The 20,776-nt window shown below is 44.3% G+C and carries 18 protein-coding genes; 12 read left to right on the forward strand and 6 right to left on the reverse strand.

The features are described from left to right. Positions 1–440: 440 nt before the first annotated feature. On the reverse strand, positions 441–1,424 hold the full coding sequence (gene ebgR, locus AB4138_RS08065; RefSeq protein ID WP_017069515.1) for a transcriptional regulator EbgR: 984 nt from the start codon (positions 1,422–1,424) through the stop codon (positions 441–443). 393 nt (positions 1,425–1,817) lie between these two features. On the opposite strand from ebgR, the gene galE reads away from it, so the two are divergent. From galE to galM, 4 genes are all read left to right on the forward strand, one after another. Next, positions 1,818–2,837: a UDP-glucose 4-epimerase GalE gene (gene galE / locus AB4138_RS08070; protein ID WP_372305588.1), complete on the forward strand. Its 1,020-nt coding sequence runs from the start codon at positions 1,818–1,820 to the stop codon at positions 2,835–2,837. A gap of 260 nt (positions 2,838–3,097) precedes the next feature. Next, positions 3,098–4,153 carry a UDP-glucose--hexose-1-phosphate uridylyltransferase gene (locus AB4138_RS08075; protein WP_372305590.1) on the forward strand — a complete coding sequence of 352 codons (1,056 nt, stop codon included), beginning with the start codon at positions 3,098–3,100 and terminating at the stop codon, positions 4,151–4,153. 238 nt (positions 4,154–4,391) lie between these two features. Continuing rightward, positions 4,392–5,552, forward strand: coding sequence for a galactokinase (gene galK, locus AB4138_RS08080; RefSeq protein WP_048612261.1), 1,161 nt, complete (start codon positions 4,392–4,394; stop codon positions 5,550–5,552). A gap of 111 nt (positions 5,553–5,663) precedes the next feature. After that, positions 5,664–6,743: a galactose-1-epimerase gene (gene galM, locus AB4138_RS08085; RefSeq protein WP_372305592.1), complete on the forward strand. Its 1,080-nt coding sequence runs from the start codon at positions 5,664–5,666 to the stop codon at positions 6,741–6,743. Positions 6,744–6,962: 219 nt separating this feature from the next. Here galM and AB4138_RS08090 read toward each other — a convergent pair whose 3' ends face one another. Further along, positions 6,963–7,961, reverse strand: coding sequence for a substrate-binding domain-containing protein (locus AB4138_RS08090; protein WP_372305595.1), 999 nt, complete (start codon positions 7,959–7,961; stop codon positions 6,963–6,965). A 197-nt stretch (positions 7,962–8,158) separates the two neighbouring features. Here AB4138_RS08090 and AB4138_RS08095 point away from each other — a divergent pair, with 197 nt between their 5' ends. Further along, complete coding sequence (locus AB4138_RS08095; protein WP_017060796.1) at positions 8,159–8,491, forward strand: tRNA-binding protein; 333 nt, start codon at positions 8,159–8,161, stop codon at positions 8,489–8,491. Between the two features lie 46 nt (positions 8,492–8,537). On the opposite strand, the gene AB4138_RS08100 is transcribed toward AB4138_RS08095, so the two are convergent. Beyond that, positions 8,538–9,092: a gamma-glutamylcyclotransferase family protein gene (locus AB4138_RS08100; protein WP_017060795.1), complete on the reverse strand. Its 555-nt coding sequence runs from the start codon at positions 9,090–9,092 to the stop codon at positions 8,538–8,540. Between the two features lie 288 nt (positions 9,093–9,380). Here AB4138_RS08100 and AB4138_RS08105 point away from each other — a divergent pair, with 288 nt between their 5' ends. Further along, a complete protein-coding gene (locus AB4138_RS08105) occupies positions 9,381–10,565 on the forward strand; it encodes an NnrS family protein (protein WP_372305598.1) in 1,185 nt (394 codons plus the stop codon). A 67-nt stretch (positions 10,566–10,632) separates the two neighbouring features. Here the strand turns inward: AB4138_RS08105 and AB4138_RS08110 are convergent, their stop codons facing one another. Beyond that, positions 10,633–11,640 (reverse strand): adenosine deaminase, encoded by a 1,008-nt coding sequence (locus tag AB4138_RS08110; RefSeq protein ID WP_372305601.1) that lies wholly within the window; start codon positions 11,638–11,640, stop codon positions 10,633–10,635. Positions 11,641–11,993: 353 nt separating this feature from the next. Between AB4138_RS08110 and AB4138_RS08115 the strand changes: the two genes are divergently transcribed. After that, on the forward strand, positions 11,994–12,311 hold the full coding sequence (locus tag AB4138_RS08115; RefSeq protein WP_372128717.1) for a DUF3622 domain-containing protein: 318 nt from the start codon (positions 11,994–11,996) through the stop codon (positions 12,309–12,311). A 202-nt stretch (positions 12,312–12,513) separates the two neighbouring features. Here the strand turns inward: AB4138_RS08115 and AB4138_RS08120 are convergent, their stop codons facing one another. Beyond that, positions 12,514–13,560: a succinylglutamate desuccinylase/aspartoacylase family protein gene (locus AB4138_RS08120; protein WP_017060792.1), complete on the reverse strand. Its 1,047-nt coding sequence runs from the start codon at positions 13,558–13,560 to the stop codon at positions 12,514–12,516. 271 nt (positions 13,561–13,831) lie between these two features. Here AB4138_RS08120 and AB4138_RS08125 point away from each other — a divergent pair, with 271 nt between their 5' ends. Beyond that, positions 13,832–14,371 (forward strand): DUF3332 domain-containing protein, encoded by a 540-nt coding sequence (locus AB4138_RS08125; RefSeq protein WP_017070352.1) that lies wholly within the window; start codon positions 13,832–13,834, stop codon positions 14,369–14,371. A gap of 138 nt (positions 14,372–14,509) precedes the next feature. Here AB4138_RS08125 and AB4138_RS08130 read toward each other — a convergent pair whose 3' ends face one another. Further along, positions 14,510–15,982 carry an aminoacyl-histidine dipeptidase gene (locus AB4138_RS08130; RefSeq protein ID WP_372128719.1) on the reverse strand — a complete coding sequence of 491 codons (1,473 nt, stop codon included), beginning with the start codon at positions 15,980–15,982 and terminating at the stop codon, positions 14,510–14,512. Between the two features lie 1,063 nt (positions 15,983–17,045). Here AB4138_RS08130 and AB4138_RS08135 point away from each other — a divergent pair. From AB4138_RS08135 to crl, 4 genes are all read left to right on the forward strand, one after another. Then, positions 17,046–18,335, forward strand: coding sequence for an NCS2 family permease (locus AB4138_RS08135; protein WP_017060789.1), 1,290 nt, complete (start codon positions 17,046–17,048; stop codon positions 18,333–18,335). Between the two features lie 84 nt (positions 18,336–18,419). Further along, a complete protein-coding gene (gene tet(34) / locus AB4138_RS08140; protein WP_009847475.1) occupies positions 18,420–18,884 on the forward strand; it encodes an oxytetracycline resistance phosphoribosyltransferase domain-containing protein Tet(34) in 465 nt (154 codons plus the stop codon). A gap of 89 nt (positions 18,885–18,973) precedes the next feature. Continuing rightward, the gene (gene frsA, locus AB4138_RS08145; protein WP_017060788.1) at positions 18,974–20,227 is read left to right on the forward strand and encodes an esterase FrsA; all 1,254 of its coding nucleotides are present in this window, start codon (positions 18,974–18,976) and stop codon (positions 20,225–20,227) included. Between the two features lie 144 nt (positions 20,228–20,371). Further along, positions 20,372–20,761 (forward strand): sigma factor-binding protein Crl, encoded by a 390-nt coding sequence (crl, locus tag AB4138_RS08150; protein WP_017060787.1) that lies wholly within the window; start codon positions 20,372–20,374, stop codon positions 20,759–20,761. Positions 20,762–20,776 lie beyond the last annotated feature (15 nt).

The raw sequence follows: 20,776 nt of genomic DNA on the forward strand, positions 1-20,776 counted from the left end.
CGCCCACACTGTAGAAGATGACGGTCATGATGTCTGCGGCAGTTGGGTTGTCTGATGGTAGAAAGGTACATCAATTGGGAATAGGAAACCTTCATCTGCGTATTGAAGATTGCCGTGGCCTTCCATTGGCCATGCAATAGTTGGAAGTGGATTATCAGTTCTCTCTGAAACGTTTTTGCATTTTTTCTTATGCGTAATTGGGTCTTGGTGAATACGAGTATTGTTTGGCTGAGATAATTATTAGTAAAAGTTTTACTTAAACTTCATCACGTTTTTTATGGTCTTTTTACGGTGCTGTGTGATCCACTTAAAATAATGCTATTGGCTGTTTTATGCAGCAGGTTAAAGAGGGGGATATGTGTCGATTGATGTATGTGACGGGCACAAAAAAGGCCACCTTCAACAAAGGTAGCCTTAATTTATCTATTTGATATGTTTAATTATTTTGTTGTATCGCGCAGCTTAAGTTTGCTTGGTACATAGACGCGTAATGGGATGGTTCGGCCGTCGCGTACTTTCTCGATCAGCAGGTTAACGCCTTGAATTCCCATCAGTTCAGAGTGAATACGAACAGTTGATAAAGATGGGAAGGTAAATTTAGCTGTTGGGATGTCGTTTACACTGATCAGCGCAATATCTTCAGGAATGTTTAATCCGTGCTCATGAACTGCTCGTAAAACGCCAATTGCGATGGAATCTGACGCAATAAACATGGCTTTAGGGTAGTCGCCCGTCGCGAGCATCTGTTTTGCAAGCTTGTAACCTGATGAGCTAGAGAAGTCACCGCGGTAGATGTCTTGCTCACTGACAACATTTTTGAGGCCACCATATTCAGCAAAGGCCACTTCACGAATATCAGGGGTGTTGACGTCGTCTTGGCCACCAATAAAGCCGATGCGCTCATAGCCTTGGTTGATAAAGAAGTTGGTGATCTCTTTGCTGATCAAAGCCAGGTCGATATCGACAGAGTCATAAGGTTCTGAGTGATCGGTAAAATCGACATAACAGATATTATCGCTCAGCTTTTTAGCTTGCTCGATAACTTCTGGTGTCATTCTTCCCACCAACAAAACACCTGTTATCGGCGCTGAGTTGATCTGTATTTTACTTTCATAACAGTTGGTTAACTTAACTTCCATCTTTTCGCATTGGGTTTCAATCCCGTGGCGAATCGATAGGTAGTAAGGGTCGTTAACCTCAGCTTCTTGCTTGTAGTTATACAGTGCTAGAAAGTGATGGTTTTGTTTTTTACTGCTAACGGTTTTTCGTGAGCTGCTGGTTTTGTATTCCAACTTCTCTGCAATTTCAAAGATACGCCTTTTGGTCTCTTCCTTGACGCTTAATGTTGGATCTTCATTGAGAACCCTTGAAACTGTAGCCAATGATACATTCGCTTCAGTCGCGATATCTTTTAACGTTGCCATACTCACTTCCTGTTATTGGAACATTGCGCTGCTTTGAAATTGGTATTTAGTAAAAAAGCAATGCACCTCTTTATTCTACTGACCTATTGTAATCAAACTGGACGTCATTGCATTAACTTTTAGTAAAATAAATGTCCAACTCATCTGTGATGTCTCAAATCTAACTATCTATAATTATCTTATTAAAATTCAATGAATTAGAGGTTAATGGCTATACATTTCCTCTATGTCATGAACAGTACCAATGATGAAAGTTAGTGTAAACGTTTACACTTCGTGGTTTTGATCACAGAATTATAGTCAAAATGGCTGCTACTATTTCTGACATACGGTGCTACTGAGCTGAATGTCAGTTCGAGTTAGCCCACGAATGACGACAAAGAGAGGTTGATTGTGAAAGTACTGGTTACGGGCGGCATGGGTTACATCGGAAGTCATACATGCATTCAAATGATACAGGCAGGTATGGAGCCAATCATTGTTGATAACCTTTGCAACAGCAAAGAGCTAGTGCTGGAACGAATCGAATCGTTAACTGGCAAGCGACCAACGTTTTATCTTGGCGACATTCGTGACCAATCTTTTCTAGATAGCGTGTTTTCAGAAAACGATATCCAAGCCGTGATTCACTTTGCTGGCCTGAAAGCGGTAGGGGAGTCGGTGGCTAAGCCTTTGGAATACTACGATAACAACGTCAATGGATCATTAGTGTTAGCTCGCAGCATGAAGAAAGCGGGTGTGAAGAGCATTGTATTTAGCTCTTCGGCTACCGTTTACGGTGATCCAGAAGTAGTGCCAATTACTGAAAGCTCTCCAACGGGTGCAACAACTAATCCTTATGGTCGCAGTAAGTACATGGTCGAAGAATGTTTGAGTGATTTGTTCAACGCTGAGAACGATTGGAGTGTGACATTACTGCGTTACTTCAACCCAGTTGGCGCCCATCCATCGGGCACTATGGGTGAAGACCCACAAGGTATCCCTAACAATCTGATGCCGTTTATTGCTCAAGTAGCGGTAGGTCGTCGCGACAAATTGGCTGTTTTTGGAAACGATTACCCAACAGTCGATGGCACAGGCGTTCGCGACTATATTCATGTTATGGATTTAGCGGACGGACACGTAGCCGCATTGAAAGCGGTGGGCGAGAAGGCGGGTTTACACATTTACAACCTAGGCACGGGCAAAGGCTCAAGCGTACTCGAGATGGTTGAAGCCTTCGCACAAGCATCGGGTAAGCCAGTTCCTTATGAACTTTGCCCACGCCGCGCTGGTGATATTGCTGAATGTTGGGCAAGCACTGAAAAAGCAGAGCGCGAGCTTGGCTGGAAGGCGACGCGTAGCGTGATGGAGATGACGGCAGATACGTGGAATTGGCAGTCAAATAACCCGAACGGCTATTCCCCTTCGTAATTGAAGCCGCAGCGTTGTTAGCTGCAACTTCAATTTCTTTGGGGAATACAGATGAAGAGAGATTCTAGATATCTCGTACCTCTATTCTGGAATGACGGATGAGCATAAGGCTATGAAGCGGTTGCCTTTGCACAAATAGCACAACGAGATCACACGTCATTCCCTACAGCGAGGCACGAGCGTGATAGGGAATCTCCTTGTAGAAGAATTATTCATCTTGGTGAATTGACCAAGACACAAAATTTGAGAGCAATCTAAACATGTCAAAAGTTGAATTTAACCCAGTAGACCACCCGCATCGTCGTTATAACCCATTAACGGGTCAGTGGATCTTAGTATCACCGCACCGAGCAAAACGTCCTTGGAGTGGCCAAGATGAAAAACCATCGACTGCGCAGCTTCCTGCGTATGAGAAAGAGTGTTTCTTGTGCCCAACCAATACGCGTATCTCGGGCGACGAAAACCCAGATTACGACGGCACTTATGTATTCAGTAATGACTTCGCGGCGTTGATGCCTGATTCACCTGACGCTCCAGAGTCTGATAACCCTCTATTCAAGACTCAAGGTGTTCGCGGGTTGAGCCGCGTGATCTGTTTTTCTCCGGACCACAGCAAAACGCTGCCAGAGTTACCAGTAAACAAGATTCGCGGTGTTATCGACACATGGAATGAACAGATTGAAGAGCTAGGTAAAGACTACCTATGGGTTCAAGCGTTTGAAAACAAAGGCGAGACCATGGGCTGTTCTCAGCCTCATCCGCACGGTCAGATATGGGCAAACAGCTTTTTGCCCAACGAGATTGAACGCAAAGAGAAATTGTTAAAAGAGTACTTCGAACAACAAGGTTCGAATCTTTTAGTGGATTACGTTGAAGCTGAAATGAAAGACGGCTCTCGCACTGTGGTTGAAACTGAACATTGGATTGCGGTGGTGCCTTACTGGGCGGCGTGGCCATTTGAAACCATGTTGCTACCAAAAACGCACATTCGCCGTATGAGCGAACTGACTGACGAGCAGCGTGATGATTTAGCGCTTGCGATTAAGAAGCTGACCAGTCGTTACGACAACTTGTTCCAATGCTCATTCCCGTACTCAATGGGTTGGCACTATGCGCCGTTCTTTGAAGAAGGCACCGACATCGATCACTGGCAACTGCATGCATTGTTCTACCCGCCGCTACTACGCAGCGTATCGGTTCGTAAGTTCATGGTGGGCTACGAAATGTTGGCTGAGTCTCAGCGTGATTTAACCGCAGAACAAGCGGCGCAGCGTCTTCGTGATTTGAGTGACGTTCACTATAAAGATCAGGAATAGCCTGTTTCGTAGATAACGAGTGAGATTCCTGATATCTCGTCCCTCGATTCTGGAATGACGACAGGTGAGAAGCCCATAAGTTTAAGAGCTTAGAAGCTTAGAAGCTTAGAAGTTTAGTCGCTGATGTTGTCATTCCCTACCGTGAGAGACGAACGATATAGGGAATCTAAAAGAATTAAAGTGGTGCCGTGAAGGGCCATAACCAATTGAACAAAGAGTTTAACCAGAGAGTTTACTTATGTCTGACCTAATCCAAAACGTGAAAGCATCTTTTGAGCAAGTCCTTGGTTACCAAGCGACCCATATTATCCAAGCGCCAGGTCGTGTGAACCTGATCGGCGAGCACACCGACTACAACGATGGTTTTGTTCTACCGTGTGCCATCAACTATCAAACGGTAGTCGCAGCGGCTAAACGTGACGACAACATTGTACGCGTAGTATCAGTGGACTACGGTAATGCAGTCGATGAGTTCGATTTAACTCAAGAGATCACATTCCAACAAGACAAGATGTGGGCTAACTACATTCGTGGTGTGGTGAAGTGCTTAAAAGGTCGCGGCTTTGAATTTACAGGTGCAGACATCTCTGTAACGGGTAACGTGCCTCAAGGTGCAGGTTTAAGTTCTTCTGCGGCACTGGAAGTGGTGATTGGTCAAACATTCAAGGTGCTTTATAACCTAGAGATCAGCCAAGCCGAAGTGGCGCTAAATGGTCAGCAGGCCGAAAACGAATTTGTGGGCTGTAACTGCGGCATCATGGACCAAATGATCTCTGCAGAAGGTCGTGCAAACCACGCGATGCTTTTGGATTGTCGTAGCTTAGAAACTCAAGCGGTTTCAATGCCAGAAGATATGGCTGTGGTTATCATCAACTCAAACAAGAAACGCGGCTTAGTCGACAGCGAATACAACACACGTCGTGAACAGTGTGAAGAAGCGGCGCGCATCTTTGGTGTTCCGGCACTTCGTGATGTGACCATTGAGCAGTTCAAAGCGAAAGAGTCTGAGTTAGATGAAATGGTCGCGAAACGTGCTCGTCACGTGATTACTGAAAATGACCGTACTGTTGAAGCGGCTCAAGCTCTGCGCACTCATGATATGAAACGCATGGGTGAGTTGATGGCTGAATCGCATGCATCAATGCGTGATGATTTTGAAATCACGGTGAAAGAAATCGATACGCTGGTTGATATGGTCAAAGAAGTGATCGGTGAGCAAGGTGGCGTGCGTATGACTGGCGGTGGTTTCGGTGGTTGTATTGTGGCATTGGTTCCACCTGCATTGGTTGATGAAATCAAAACAACCGTTGAGCAGAAATATCAAGCGGCGACGGGGCTAAAAGAATCTATTTATGTGTGCCAAGCGAAAGACGGAGCAGGCTTAGTTGAAGTAATCTAACGGCTTCGAGATTTAATATAGAGCTTACCAAGTAAAAAGATCATGGTAGGCCAAATGCTAAAGCCTTTACTTCAGGTAGAGGCTTTTTACTGGCACTAGAAGGAATTTAGAATGACACAAGAGCAAAACCTGCATCAATCCATGGCGCAGACTCCTGCCTATGATGGCCAACCCGCTCAGTTAGTGACGCTATCAAATACGCATGGCATGCAAGTGACATTCATGGATATTGGTGCAACATGGTTGAGCTGTATCCTGCCAGTAAAAGGAAACAAAAGAGAAGTTTTGTTGGGTGTTAACTCAATGGAAAACTTCGATAAACAAGCCAGCTATATGGGCACAACTGTTGGCCGTTATGCTAACCGCATTGCTAATGGTCGTTTCAAAATTGATGGTCAGAATTACAAGCTGGAAACCAACCAAGCGGGCAATACCTTACATGGTGGCCCGAACGGATTTGATAAACGCCGTTGGAATATTGCCGAGCAAACCGAAACGTCAGTGGTGTTTACTCTTGAGTCTGCTGATGGCGACCAAGGATTTCCGGGGAATTTGAATGTGTCGGTGCGTTATGACATCACCGAAGACAATCGAGTTTCCATTAATTACTCTGCAACCACAGACAAGCCGACTGTAGTCAACCTAACGAATCATGCGTACTTCAATCTACTTGGCGCTGAAGCTGGACACGACTGTTTGTCACACATTGTCAGTATCAATGCTAATCAGTTCTTACCGACCAATTCGGTGGGTATTCCGTTAGGTAACCTTAAATCAGTGAAATCGACCAGCTTTGACTTCAATCAGCCTATGATGATCTCAGAGCGTTTGTTGGGCGATGAACAGCAGAAAGCAGCAAAGGGTTACGACCACTCTTTCTTATTGGCTGATGGCTGCAAACGCACTCAATGCGCCGCGACCGTAACCTCACCGGATGCGCTCGTCACACTAAAAGTATTTTCAACCAAACCTGCGATGCAGCTATACACCGGAAACTGGCTTGGTGGCACACCAAACCGAAGTGGTGGCAGCTATGAAGACTACGCTGGTTTGGCGCTAGAAACCCAGTTCTTACCTGACTCTCCTAACCACCCAGAGTGGAAGCAGGACAGTTGTATTCTCAAGCCTGAACAAGAATATAACTACAGTACCTGTTACCAGTTTGAATTTTCGGGGGATTCTTCAAACTAGTACGCTCTAGCTCAAAGCGGTTACGTCAATATCTTTTGTTTGTGAATAGGACGATGTGAATTATCGCGTTGTTCTTGGGGGATGAGCAAAAGTGGCGCTCAACAAGAGTGCGGTTTATTAAGCGCGATTGTTGAGTATCTGAGTAAGGTAGGAAAGCCCTAACAGAAGCAATTCTGTTAGGGCTTTTTTTTGTTTATTGCTTGATGAGTCGACCAGAACCTAGACTTTCTCTACCGAATTACGGCGTACCAGAGTTGGAGAGAACATCATTGGTTCAGTTGAGGTGTTTTCACCTTTGGCTAAGTGCAACGCGAGTCGTGTCGCTTTCTCTGCCATCATCTGAATCGGGTAGCGAATAGTGGTGAGCTTTGGATGAACATAGCGGGCAATCAAACCATCATCGAAACCGATGATCGACATTTTGTTTGGCGCTTGAATACCGTTTTCATCAAGGACAGACAAAGCACCAGCTGCCATGTAATCGTTGTACGCCACAATGCCAGTGATTGGCAGTGACTTAGTCAGAAGGTTAGTCATGGCGTATTCGCCACCGTCACTGGTCGGCGCTGAGTATTCAATATAGCTGTCAGAGAGCGCTATTTTGTAATCTGAGAGTGCCGCTAAGTAACCTTGGATACGCTCATCGGCATCTTCAATGCTATGCGATGAGGCGATACAGGCAATGTTCTTATGGCCATGGCGGATCAGATATTCCGTCGCAAGATACGCACCTTTTTTGTTGTCTAAGAAAATACAGTGGTTGGCAATCTCAGCAATATAACGGTTGATCAGTACTAAGCCTTTGACCTCTTTTGCATAGGCAATCAGTTCTTCGTCGGTGAGGCCTTTAGAGTGGATCACCAGGGCGTCACAACGGCTGTTAATCAGCAATTCAATCGCTTGTCTCTCTTCTTCACGATCGTGCGAGCCATTACCGACAAGGATATGTTTTCCGTTCTCACGAGCGACATTGTCGACAGCCTTAACCAGCGTGCCAAAAAAGGGATCGGAGATGTCACCGACCAATACACCAACAGTGTTCGTGCTTTGGCTTACCAGCGCTCGAGCATTGGCATTCGGTCGATAGCCAAGTTTAGACATCGCTTTAGTTACAGACTCTACCGAGCTTGCACTCGCCTTGGGAGACTTGTTGATCACTCGAGATACGGTTGCAACAGAAACACCAGCTTCCTTTGCTACATCTTTAATTGTTGCCATTTTTAACCTCTATACATTGCTTCATCTATTTAACACCGACAATGATAGTAAGGCAACGAAACTCTCATTTTACTTCCAGTAATGAGATCTTTACCGCTTGTAATTATTAGGCTTAATGCTAGTGTAAACATTTACATTTTACTTAATTTTAGTAAATGATTTAATGAGTGAAAATAAACCAATATAGGAAGTGAGAAATGGATACTGTCTCTTATGGTGACTTTGCTAAGTTAGAAATGCGTGTGGGTAAGATCATTGAGGTTGTGCGTCATGAAAACGCCGACAAGCTTTACATAGTGCAAGTGGATGTTGGTGACAAGACACTGCAAACGGTGACCAGCCTAGTCCCTTACTACACAGAAGAAGAGTTGATGGGTAAGCAGGTTGTTGTTTTGTGCAATCTAGCGAAGGCGAAGATGAGAGGCCACACTTCTGAGTGCATGTTGCTTTGTGCAGAAACGGAAGATGAATCTGAAAGTGTATTGCTAACACCTGAACGTGCGATGCCAGCAGGTATTCGTGTCGTTTAAGCTCACTTTAGGTTGGTGAGTCAATGTGTTCACCAACCTAAATCAACTAGCTGCGTACAGTTAGTATCAAGCCATCAATCACACTGTGATGGTGATCGGAAACCCCAGCAAGGTTGCCGTATTTAGGCTGGTGGCGATCATTTTCTAATGGGTGATGCCAACCTTGTGTGTGTTTAACGAAGTGCGCCGCAAAGCTTTCAGACACCTCTAAACATCCTGCTAATACAGTATCGACGTAGGTTTGAACGATAGGGCTGTTTTCGCAAGGTGCTTCAATCTCGTCTTTGATGTAAACCCAGATCGGTTGATCCTGTTTGAATTCATCTTGGCTTTCTATCTGAGAGGCCTTTAATTCGATACGGTGATAACCACGCTCACGGCGATCAAACTCAGCCAGTGCAATATCATCCACCTCAAGCAACACACCATTCACTTGTCCTTCGCCGAGATTGACGATCAAAGGGGATAAGACATAGCTGTCATCGATCTTGCTCCAATGGCGAATCAAGCCATGAACAATCGCAGGGATCGCTTGCCCTGTCTGACCGGTAAGCTGACGTGAAGATGAGTTGATTAAACTGCCATAACCAAAAATATACATCGCATTCCTTGTCTGAGTTGTTCCATTTAAGTCTAGTCTTACTATATGTGGCGAGATACCAAAAGTCAGTAAGTTTCTATTTATACATGTATATGTCTTTATGACTCTTTTGGTTGTGTTTTTTTGACTTATTTATTGGCTATTGAATCTCGTGAGTCGCTGTTTTTACTGGTTTTATCTAATTGGCGCGTTTCATGCTATGTGATCTGCATATTGCATCGGATTTGATGCACACAAAATTTGGTTTAGGTAATACCTTGGCCGCTTATCTGAGAATTAGGAGCGAGTTTGTTAAATATCACAGATAAAAGTGTAGAAGACGCGATTCCAGCCTACCTGCGTTTAGGCTTTCGACCTTTCTTCTTTTTAGGCAGTCTCTATGCCGTGATCGCGATTGTCGCTTGGGTCATCATGTTCCAAAACGGTCAGCCTGAAATGCTAAAAGTACCGGCGCTTTGGTGGCACGTACATGAAATGCTGTTTGGTTTCTCAATGGCGATAGTGGTTGGTTTTGTGTTAACGGCGGTACAAACGTGGACGGGTGTCAACGGCACCAAGCACTATCGATTGGCAGCCTTGGTTGGTTTATGGATCGCACCTCGTATTCTGTTTTGGACCCCCGCGCCGTTATGGCTGATTTCGTCGGTTGAGGCGCTGTTCTTAATCTTCGCCGCCTACGAAATTGGTTTCCGAGTCGTGAAGTCGAAAGGCTGGAAGAATCTATTCTTTGTGCCGCTGTTTATATTGGCTATCGTGGCGAACTTTGCTAGTTACGCGACCATTAAGGGGATGCCTCCATTCCCATCGTCTGCAGTTTGGCAGTCTATGTTGTGGTGGTTTACCTTGCTGTTATCAGTGATGGGTGGGCGAGTGATCCCATTCTTCACAGCACGTCGTTTTGAGTTTGAAAAAGCGCAGCCATTGGTTTGGTTGGAATGGTTAGCCAATCTGCCTTTGGTTGGTTTATTTGTGTTGAGCTTCTTCCCATTGACCTTTGCTCAAGTAGGTAATGAGTTAATGGTGTTTGCTGGCGTGACTCAGTTAGTTCGCTTTATCCGTTGGAAGCCTTGGACAACCTTGTCTGAGCCTTTGGTGTGGTCGCTGCATGCGGCTTACCTATGTATCCCTCTCAGTTTGCTGTTACGTGGTCTGTTAGACAACCCGTTCGCGAGCCACAACATGCTGCACTTGTTTGCGATTGGTGGCTTGAGTGGGTTAATTCTGGCGATGATTACGCGCGTGACAATGGGACATACTGGTCGTGCTATCTATAAAGGGCCAAGTATGGCTTTGGCGTTCTCGGCTATTTTTATCGCGGCACTCGTTCGTAGTTTAGGTGTGACATTCTTCCCTGCGTATTTATTTGAGATGGTCAACATCAGCGCCGGTTTATGGACGTTAGCGTTCGGGCTGTTTATCTGGAAGTTCGGCATGATGCTGTTAACGCCAAGAGTGGATGGTCACCCGGGCTAAGCCAATTAATTATCAATTGATACAGAAAGGGAAGCTCAGAGCTTCCCTTTTTGATCTTGATAACTCATTAAGTATTCGCAGCAAGATATTGACGTACCTGTGTGATGAGATCTTCCTTGGCGTGAGGCGAGATGAAACTGGCTTCGATGGCATTAATAGTGAATTGTGCTAATTCGTTTTTCGTCAGTGGATGAGCATTGGCGACGGCGAGGAAGTTATCATTCATATAGCCGCCGAAGTAAGCCGGATCATCGGAATTGATGGTGACGCACAGCCCTTTTCTCAGCAACTCGACGATGTTGTGCTCTTGCATGGTCTCAAACACCTTGAGCTTGGTATTCGACAGCGGGCAGACGGTCAGTGGTGTACGTTTTGCTATTAGCTGTTCCATCAAGTCTTCATCTTCTACACAGCGAACGCCATGATCAATTCGGGTAATGCCTAACAAGCTCACTGCGTCGATAATATTTTGTGCTGGGCCTTCTTCTCCGGCGTGCGCGACAGTCAGAAAGCCTTGGTTGATCGCTTCTTGGAATACATGTTTAAACTTCTCTGGTGGATTGCCCTGTTCTGATGAATCTAACCCAACGGCAATGATCTTATCTTTATAAGGAAGGGCTTGTTTGAGTGTTTCAAAAGCGCTGTCTTCATCGAGATGACGCAGAAAGCACATGATCAGTTGGCTGCTGATACCAAGCTCTTGCTCCACTTGATTCAAAGCTCGAGTAATCCCGCCAACGATGACTTCAAAGTCAATGCCGCGTTCAGTGTGAGTCTGAGGGTCGAAGAAGATCTCAGTATGAACCACATTATCTTGCTGACACTTCAACAGATAAGCCCACGTCAGGTCGTAGAAATCTTGTTCATGAATCAGTACGTTTGCACCTTGGTAATAGATATCGAGAAAGGATTGAAGATTGTGGAACTGGTACGCGTCTCGAACTTGGTCTGGGGTCTCAAAGGGAATCGACAGGTTATTACGCTTGGCGAGTTGGAACATCAGCTCTGGCTCTAATGTGCCTTCTATATGTAAGTGCAGCTCAACTTTGGGTAAATTTTTGATGAAGCTATCCATAGCAACTCCTTAGCTATTTTAATTATGAGCGGAGTAGGTGAGACAGTAGAGTCTATAAACCTGAGCAAGCAGGTATCTCTTTCATTTATCTCTGTTTGAGCATAGTTCATTTCATTGTTGTCGATAAAATTGCACAGAAGTTGATGATGAATCGAGAGTTACGAACCCATTGAAATCCGGCGCAAACGATTTGCAGCATGGGAGTGTGATCCGCTGCAAATATTTGCAGCAATATTCATTGATTTGTGCTCTAATACCGCGCTTACCAAGGGATGGTGTTAAAAGATGCTCACTTAGATGGAGTTATCAAAGTGACCGATCCCTTAATGATCTCCCTTAGGAAAAAATAGAACATGTCTAAGAACAAAAAATTTGATATCCGCCTTACAGAAAAACGCAACGGTTGGTGTGCAGAGATTACTCGTCAAGTAACGTCTCGCAGCACTACAGTATCTAAGCGTGAGTCTGGTTTCGAAACTGAAGCTCTAGCACAAGATTGGGCAGAGAAAGAGCTAGCATCTTTCATCGCTAACCAAGCTGAACGTAACGAGCGTAAATCAGAGCAGCGTAAAGAGCGTGATGAATTACGTCACACTAAAGAGCTTAAAGCTGAGCAAGCACGTGAAGCGCGCGCTAAAGCTCGTGCAGAAGAGCAAGAAGACGCTGAGTAATTCAGTGCATGACTAATTTATAGATCCCTTAATTTTAAGATAAGGGATTTGTGAAAAAAAAGCCCCGATACAACTTTTTTCTTTACAGTTAAAAGTGTATTGGGGCTTTTTAGTTTGTGGAGTTCTGTTTTATTGTGTTTAAGAGCTCGGTTTGGCTTCTCGCTTTTAACGTCGAGCTCTTAAACTGTTAAGCATTGTCTGATCAGTTATTCAGTGCAGTTAGCCAATCGTCTTCTGCCACTTCTTCAATGTAGCTTTCTACTGATTGTCCTACTTCTTCATCGTCTTGCTTGAAGTAAGCGATGTGGAACACAGCATCACCTTCGTTGACCAAAGGCAGAGTTTGCTGACCAATCACGATACCGCCTTTGGTTGTGATCACTTGGCCTTCTTGGTGACCCAATGGAGAGCTGATGTAAGCAAGGGTTTGTCCTGCTTCAACCTGTTCGCCAAGTCTTACCATGTTACGCAAAATACCGTCTGATTCAGCGCGGATCCAGCTGGTGGATTTACTCAATACTGGCTCTGGTAACTTCTTACGGTTAGGGCGCAGCATGCCGATTTCTTTCATCACTTGATGCACGCCAAGGTAACCCGCACGAATCGCGAGGTGATCAAAACGCAGCGCTTCACCACCTTCGTAAGTTAATACAGGAATACCCAGTTTTTCCGCTTCGCTACGCAGTGAACCGTCGCGCAGTGGAGAATCAATAATCACGGGTGTTGCGAACGCTTTTGCGATGCGCAGTGTCTCAGGGTTCGATAGGTTTGCACGAATCTGTGGCAGATTGGTACGGTGAATCGCGCCCGTGTGTAGATCCAGAATGTAATCACAGTGCTTTGCCACGTTCTCAAAGAAGGTGTAAGCGATACGTGATGTTAACGATCCTTTCTCACTGCCAGGGAAGCAACGGTTTAGGTCACGACGGTCTGGTAGGTAACGAGATTTATGGATAAAGCCAAATACGTTAACGATAGGCACAACAATTAATGTCCCTTTCAGTTTCTTTGGATCAATCGCATTGGTCAGTTGTCGTGCAATCTCAACACCGTTTAGCTCATCGCCGTGGATAGCCGCATTTACCATCAGTGTTGGGCCTGCTTGGCGACCGTGAATAATTTCAATCGGGATCGAAAGTGGAGAATGCGTGTAAAGCTGAGCCGCTTGCAGTTCAATCTCCATTCGCTGTCCTGGCTGAACAGTATAACCAAGTAATTCGAATGGTTGATTAGGTTTTAGTCTTGCCATTTAGGTTGTTCTCAACATGGTGATAATTCGTTAACACGGAATGTAGCAATCGTTGATTTTTAGTACGAATCAATCGCTTTACGGTGACGACAAAAGTTTTTTATGAAGGGGCTTCTGAATTGGTTTCAGTTTTTTATCTGGCTAATTGAAGGGTGTTTAAAATTTTGAATTTTCTGACAATACATTAACTTAGAGCTGATATTTGTCATTCAGTTCGTTGGTATTATCCACCGCCATTTTTTGGCGGCCAAATTCAAATATTGAGATCAAAATGAAAAAAACAATTTCAAAAGTTGTAGCACTAGCGGTGGTATCTGTTGCTTTATCTGGCTGTGTTGGTAGCAACGCAGTAACGGGTTACCTAATGAAGTTCAACATCAAGGCTGTTGATAACCGTTACGCTCGTGGTGGTTTGAACATGCTATTTGCACCTGCATACGGTCTAACAGTTGCTGCCGATTACCTAGTATTCAACTCACTAGAGTTCTGGACTGGTAGCAACCCACTAACAGGTGCTCCGCACATCTTTGATACTAAGACTGATACTTACCTAGACATCAACCACCAACTTGATCCGTCTCTAACGGAAGCGCCAGTGGGTCCTATCACGAGTGCAGATGTGATCGAAAAAGGTCAAATGCAGCAGATTGATGAAAACACGATCCAAATGGACATTACTTACCAGTCTGGTGAGCGTGCGACGTTAATCGGTGTTCGTGATGGCGAGATGGTGACGTACTTCATCGATGGCGAAGTTGTGGCACAAACTTCAATTGATGAGCTAGAAAGCTACGCGGCTTCACGCGCTTAATTGTTTATTTAGTCACAAGTAGTAGCTACAAAGATTAGATACAAAAACAGGTACTCATTGAGTACCTGTTTTATTTTGTCTCAGATAAACGGTGTTTACTGTAAAACACCATTTACTGAACAAACATAGCTTATCGAATTAAGCTTTTTCTGGGATCGCTTCAAGCAATGCAACCATTTGGTTCCAGAATAGCTCAACGGTGTCGATCTTCACTTTCTCATCAGGAGAGTGCGGAAACTTGATGGTTGGGCCGAAAGAAACCATATCCATGTTCGGGTAAGGTTCTTTGAATAGACCACACTCAAGACCAGCATGGATAACCATGATGTTTGGCTTGTGACCGTAGATACCTTCGTACATGTCACGGAAGATATGCATGATTTCTGAATCTGCGTCTGGTTTCCAACCTGGGTAAGCACCAGAGAACGCGATGTTAGCGCCTGCTAGTTCAGCAACAGAGTGAAGCATGCTTTCTACTTGGCTACGACCTGAATCGATAAGAGAGCGGATCAGGCAAAGTACTGTGATTGAGTTCTCTTCTGTTGTGATAACACCTACGTTTAGAGACGTTTCCACAACACCTTCAATCTCGTCACTCATACGAATCACGCCGTTTGGACATGCGTTAAGTGCAGCGATAAAGCGAGCTTGGTCTGCTGACGCAAGTGCGCCCATTTCTACAGAAGCTTCTTCATTGAAAGTCACGATGCTGTCTTCTACTTTACCTAGCTCTGTTGAAAGCAGCTCAGTGTAGTAGTTGTATAGTGAAGCCAGTTTTTCTTGGTTTGCCGCAGGAACAGCAACCGTTACGAAACCTTCACGAGGGATCGCGTTACGAAGGCTACCACCTTTGAATTCGACGATGCGAAGGTCTAGCTCTTTTGCGTGACCCGCTAGGAAGCGAGCAAGCAGTTTGTTTGCGTTTGCACGACCTGTGTGGATGTCACAACCAGAGTGACCGCCTTTTAGGCCTTTTAGCGTTAGCTTACGTGTTACGAAGTCAGCTGGAATCGCATTACGAGCAATTTCAAATGTCATTGCGCCGTCGATACCGCCAGCACAACCCATGTACACTTCGCCTTCTTGCTCTGAATCGGTGTTAAGAAGGATATCGCCTTCTAACCAACCCGCTTCAAGACCGAAAGCACCAGTCATGCCTGCTTCTTCATCTACTGTTAGTAGAACTTCGATAGGGCCGTGCTGGATTTCGTTTGAAGCAAGAACCGCTAGGCAAGAAGCCATGCCCATGCCGTTATCAGCGCCAAGCGTTGTGCCTTTAGCTGTAACCCACTCACCATCAATGTATGGTTGAATTGGATCTTTAGCAAAGTCATGAACTGTGTCTTCGTTCTTTTGTGGAACCATATCGATGTGAGCTTGTAGCACTACACCTTTTTTGTTTTCCATACCCGCCGTTGCTGGCTTTTTGATGAATACGTTACCCGTTGGGTCACGACGTACATTTAGGCCTTGCTCTGTTGCCCAAGCAATAATGTATTGAGCAAGCTCTTCTTCATGCTTAGAAGGGTGTGGGATTGAGCAAATCTTATCGAAGAACTGCCAGATAGGGGCAGGGGATAATTTACTGATCTCAGAATGGAATTCAGACACGGATGACTCCTTTTTTATTTAATAACCATATATTTAGGTTTTGTATGGGGAAAAACCTAGAACAAAAATCTAAAATATGGGTCTGTTTTGATGGCAACAGCATACCACTTGAGCGTTTTGACGAGTAGCGGTTCTAAACCTCAAATAGCTCAAATTTTGAAAGCGATCTTGTCCATCTGATCACAGCTAAGCGCCTTGATGCTTATAAATGGAGCAGGCAAACGTTTGTTTAATTCTATTTTGTAATTTTATTACAAAATAAGTTTGCAAAATAACCGTAAATGGCCAAAAATGTGACGTATAGCAAAAAATACTTGTAATCTTTTTTCTTTAGGGTATATTAATAACCATCTTCTGAGATGAAGAGTAAATGCTCAAAGGATGAGTCCGTTTTATCGCCTCCAAGGAACCGAGAAATCAAATTCGTTTTTTATTGATTTATTAAGGTGATAGTTATGAAAGGTTTACCATCTGCAATGTTCTGGATTAACAGCTCTGTTTACACTAGCAACTTTGCATACCCTACAAGCTTTGGTTACTAATACCGTAAGCATGTAACTCGAACAGTTTTGTTCACCCCTATATATTGGAATTCTTTTACAGCCCTTTTGGTTGACAGATTCTACCGCCACTCAGTTTTGAGTGGCGTTTTTTTTGCCTGCTACTTTTCCAAACCGCTTTCGCTTGTCACTTTCCTTGCTGTTCTGCGTGGTTGTTTTTTAAACGCCGAAATATCAATTTGCGCCTTATTACTGATCCTGTTGAAAAATACATAACTATTGTGAGTTTGAATTCAGAATTCACTGGCTAGATTATCAATGAAAATAACCGATGGTAGAAAAAACAACCAACTAGTTTTAGTGAGTCTATTGTTGTTAATTGTTTGTTTTTAATGGTTATTTATCGATGATATCTTCATTTTTAATCGCTTTGTTTCATACGGCATTCTGATAAATATCGATTAGAGCCTTAATTCTATCTGGAATTTGTTATTTGATAACTTTATAATCCACAGCCAATCGATTACGCAACCGTTTACTTTTTACCCTTATAGGATTCGATAATGTTCGAAAAGCTATTCAAACTCAGTGAAAATGGCACCAATGTGCGCACTGAAATCATCGCAGGTCTAACAACCTTCCTAACAATGGCTTACATCATTTTTGTAAACCCAATGATTCTAGCTGATGCTGGTATGGACCATGGCGCTGTATTTGTAGCAACCTGTTTAGCGGCTGCTATTGGCTGTTTCATCATGGGCTTTGTTGCTAACTACCCAATTGCTCAAGCTCCAGGCATGGGTTTGAACGCATTCTTTACCTACGCTGTTGTAATGGGTATGGGTTATACGTGGCAAGTTGCTCTGGCAGCGGTTTTCGTATCAGGCGTAATCTTCATCTTCTTAAGCATCTTTAAGATCCGTGAATGGATTATCAACTCGATCCCTATGTCTCTGCGTGTTGGTATCTCTGCAGGTATCGGTCTTTTCCTAGCGTTTATTGCGCTTAGCAATGCAGGCATCGTTGTTTCTAACCCAGCAACTAAAGTTTCACTGGGCGACATTACCGCGATTGCTCCTATCCTAGGCTCACTTGGTTTCTTCCTAACGATTGCTCTTGTTCACCGTGGCGTGAAAGGGGCAGTAATGATTGCGATTCTAGCTATCACAGCTCTTGGCATTGTTATTGGTGACGTTCAATACGGCGGCATCATGTCTACACCACCAAGCCTTGCTCCTACATTCATGCAGCTTGATTTCTCTGCTGTATTTGAAATCGGTATGATTTCAGTGGTATTCGCATTCTTGTTCGTCGATTTGTTCGATACAGCGGGTACTCTGGTTGGTGTTGCAACGAAAGCAAACCTAATCAAAGAAGACGGCAAACTACCTCGCTTGAACAAAGCACTGCTTGCTGACTCTACAGCAACATCTATTGGTGCACTGCTAGGTACATCAAATACTACTTCTTATGTTGAGAGTGTTGCGGGTGTTGCTGAAGGCGGCCGTACCGGTCTAACGGCTGTTGTTGTTGGTATCTTATTCCTACTGGCTCTTTTCTTCTCGCCACTTGCAGGTATGATTCCGGCTTACGCAACATCAGGTGCACTTTTCTATGTAGCAATTCTGATGATGTCTGGCCTAGTTGGCATTGATTGGCGTGATCTTACGGAAGCAGCACCAGTCGTGGTAACATGTCTGCTTATGCCGCTGACGTACTCTATCGCTGAGGGTATCTCACTAGGTTTCATCGCTTACGCTGCAATTAAGCTGCTAAGTGGTAAAGGTCGCGACGTTTCACCTGCTGTGTGGGTAATGTCGGCTATCTTTATTCTTAAATACATTTTCGCTTAATCGTCTAGATTTCTGCTTAATCGCTGAAGAGGCTATGTTTGAAATAGCCTCTAATAACATGACAAAATTATTAGGTTTTATACTATGAGCAACAAATTCGTTATCACTTGGGACAACATGCAGACTTACTGCCGTCAACTTGCTGAAAAGCAAATGCCAGCAGAGCAGTGGAAAGGCATCTGGGCAGTAAGCCGTGGTGGTTTGGTTCCTGGTGCAATCTTGGCTCGTGAGCTAGGTATTCGTCACGTAGATACGATTTGTATTTCTAGCTACGACCACGATCACCAACGTGATATGACAGTAGTTAAAGCACCTGAAGGTGACGGCGAAGGCTTCCTAATCGTTGAAGACTTGGTTGATAGTGGTGACACTGCACGTAAGCTTCGCGAAATGTACCCTAAAGCGAAACTGATCGCTGTATGTGCAAAACCATCTGGCGCTGATTTGCTAGACGAGTACATTGTTGATATCGCTCAAGACACATGGATTGAGCAACCTTGGGATACTAGCCTAAGCTACGTAGAGCCAGTAAATCGCAAGTCAAAATAAGCGTAAACTTAGTTTTTTGAGAAATGACCCTTTATAGGGTCATTTTTTTTTATATTATTAGTGACAACCATTTCTTATTAAGTATCCCAATGTCTGAACCAGAAGAAACGAGCTCGAACCTTTCGGAAACTTTGTTTGTAAAGCACAAGCAAGCGAAAGAGACCTCAATGTTGACACAATACATGCCAAGCTCTGAAGCGCTATTGGATGAGAAACGTGAACAGCAAAACTCATCATGGTATCGAAACCTAAGACGTCTTCAGTGGGTATGGCAAGGCGTTAATCCAATAGAGCAGGAAGCGGTATTGGCTCGCATCGCGTCATCAGATAACTCTCGTACAACCGATGAGTGGCTTGATACGGTCATGGGTTACCGAAGTGGTAACTGGGCATACGAATGGACCAAGCTGGGTATGCAGCATCAAAATCGTTCTAATGAGAAGAATGGTGAAGAGATGGCTGAAGAGCTATTTTCCGCATCGTTGTGCTTCAGTATTGCGGGTTACCCACACCTCAAGAACGACAACTTGGCAGCTCAGGCTCAAGTGTTGGCCAACGCAGCGTATTCTGAAGCGATCAAGCACACTAAGTTGATCGTCAAGCAGATTGATATTCCATACCAAAACAAGAAGATCAAAGCGAACTTGCATCTAACCAAGACAGATAAACCACAACCGGTTGTGATTGTCAGCGCGGGTCTAGATAGCTTGCAAACCGATATGTGGCGCCTGTTTAGGGATTATTTAGCACCTAAGAACATTGCTATGTTAACGGTAGACATGCCATCAATAGGGCACAGTGCACATTGGCCGTTAACAGAAGACTCATCTTGTCTTCACCAAGCAGTGCTGAATGAATTGCCTAACATCCCATGGGTCGATCACCACAAAGTCGGCTTGTTTGGTTTCCGCTTCGGTGGCAATGCGATGGTGAGATTATCTTTCCTCGAGCAACATAAGATTAAAGCGTGTATTTCTTTAGGCGCGCCAATTCACGATATCTTTGTTCATGCAGACAAACTTAAGCAGATGCCTAAAATGCATCTAGATGTGTTGGCTTCGCGCCTTGGTAAAGGGGCGGTCGATATCAATAGCCTTTCTGGGCAGTTGATGGCGTGGTCACTCAAGGTACAAGGTTTGCTGTCAAACAGTAAAACCAGTGTTCCTATCTTGGCATTGGCTCTGGAAGGCGACCCGGTTTCACCGCCAATGGATAATCAACTGGTTGCTATTTACAGTGATTACGGAAAAGCGAAGAAAATCAAAGCTAAGTCAATTACACAAGGTTATGAGCAATCCCTCGAATTGGCGATAAAGTGGCTTGAGGATGAATTATTTAGATGACATTTCTCCTAAATTAGTTAAGCATGAAAAATGTACAAACTAAGTACCTGATACTCAGAGGTCATTTATAAAATCCAAATGCGTTGTTTCTACGTATAACAGTCTGAGTAACGTCATTCTTAACATTGAAAATGGAGATTCAATATGTCAGAAGTGACACAACAACCTACGCATTACCGCTTGTTGAATGTTTTAAAGGCGATCGGGCCTTACTTAAGGGAACCGCAATCAGAAGAAGGCCACTATATCTTTGATTGCTTGTCTGTATGTGTGAACGATAAAAAATCACCAGAAGAACGCGAGTTCTGGGGCTGGTGGCTGGAATTGGATAAGTCGGAAGAGGGATATTCGGCGAAGTACAATATCGGCAAGTACAACATCGATGGTAACTGGGATTCTTTGCCGTTACCTAAAAAGGCGGTCGCTGAGGTCTCTCGAACTCAAGAAGCCTTCCACAAGAAACTGGTTGATGAACTTCAAAGTAAGTTTGAAATCAGTATCCAATTAGACGAAGAGTCTGTCGAATTCGTCTAATTTTAAAGGTTACTC

Source organism: Vibrio sp. 10N.286.52.C3 (assembly GCF_041468865.1).
Taxonomy (GTDB): domain Bacteria; phylum Pseudomonadota; class Gammaproteobacteria; order Enterobacterales; family Vibrionaceae; genus Vibrio; species Vibrio crassostreae_C.

Excerpts from the sequence above, each read along its gene's own strand:
- AB4138_RS08115 (WP_372128717.1), top strand. The coding sequence starts at position 11,994 with ATGTCTAAGAACAAAAAATTTGATATCCGCCTTACAGAAAAACGCAAC.
- AB4138_RS08110 (WP_372305601.1), bottom strand. The coding sequence starts at position 11,640 with ATGGATAGCTTCATCAAAAATTTACCCAAAGTTGAGCTGCACTTACAT.
- galK (WP_048612261.1), top strand. The coding sequence starts at position 4,392 with ATGTCTGACCTAATCCAAAACGTGAAAGCATCTTTTGAGCAAGTCCTT.
- ebgR (WP_017069515.1), bottom strand. The coding sequence starts at position 1,424 with ATGGCAACGTTAAAAGATATCGCGACTGAAGCGAATGTATCATTGGCT.
- AB4138_RS08095 (WP_017060796.1), top strand. The coding sequence starts at position 8,159 with ATGGATACTGTCTCTTATGGTGACTTTGCTAAGTTAGAAATGCGTGTG.
- frsA (WP_017060788.1), top strand. The coding sequence starts at position 18,974 with ATGTCTGAACCAGAAGAAACGAGCTCGAACCTTTCGGAAACTTTGTTT.
- galM (WP_372305592.1), top strand. The coding sequence starts at position 5,664 with ATGACACAAGAGCAAAACCTGCATCAATCCATGGCGCAGACTCCTGCC.
- AB4138_RS08120 (WP_017060792.1), bottom strand. The coding sequence starts at position 13,560 with ATGGCAAGACTAAAACCTAATCAACCATTCGAATTACTTGGTTATACT.
- AB4138_RS08100 (WP_017060795.1), bottom strand. The coding sequence starts at position 9,092 with ATGTATATTTTTGGTTATGGCAGTTTAATCAACTCATCTTCACGTCAG.
- AB4138_RS08135 (WP_017060789.1), top strand. The coding sequence starts at position 17,046 with ATGTTCGAAAAGCTATTCAAACTCAGTGAAAATGGCACCAATGTGCGC.
- AB4138_RS08075 (WP_372305590.1), top strand. The coding sequence starts at position 3,098 with ATGTCAAAAGTTGAATTTAACCCAGTAGACCACCCGCATCGTCGTTAT.
- AB4138_RS08090 (WP_372305595.1), bottom strand. The coding sequence starts at position 7,961 with ATGGCAACAATTAAAGATGTAGCAAAGGAAGCTGGTGTTTCTGTTGCA.
- AB4138_RS08125 (WP_017070352.1), top strand. The coding sequence starts at position 13,832 with ATGAAAAAAACAATTTCAAAAGTTGTAGCACTAGCGGTGGTATCTGTT.
- crl (WP_017060787.1), top strand. The coding sequence starts at position 20,372 with ATGTCAGAAGTGACACAACAACCTACGCATTACCGCTTGTTGAATGTT.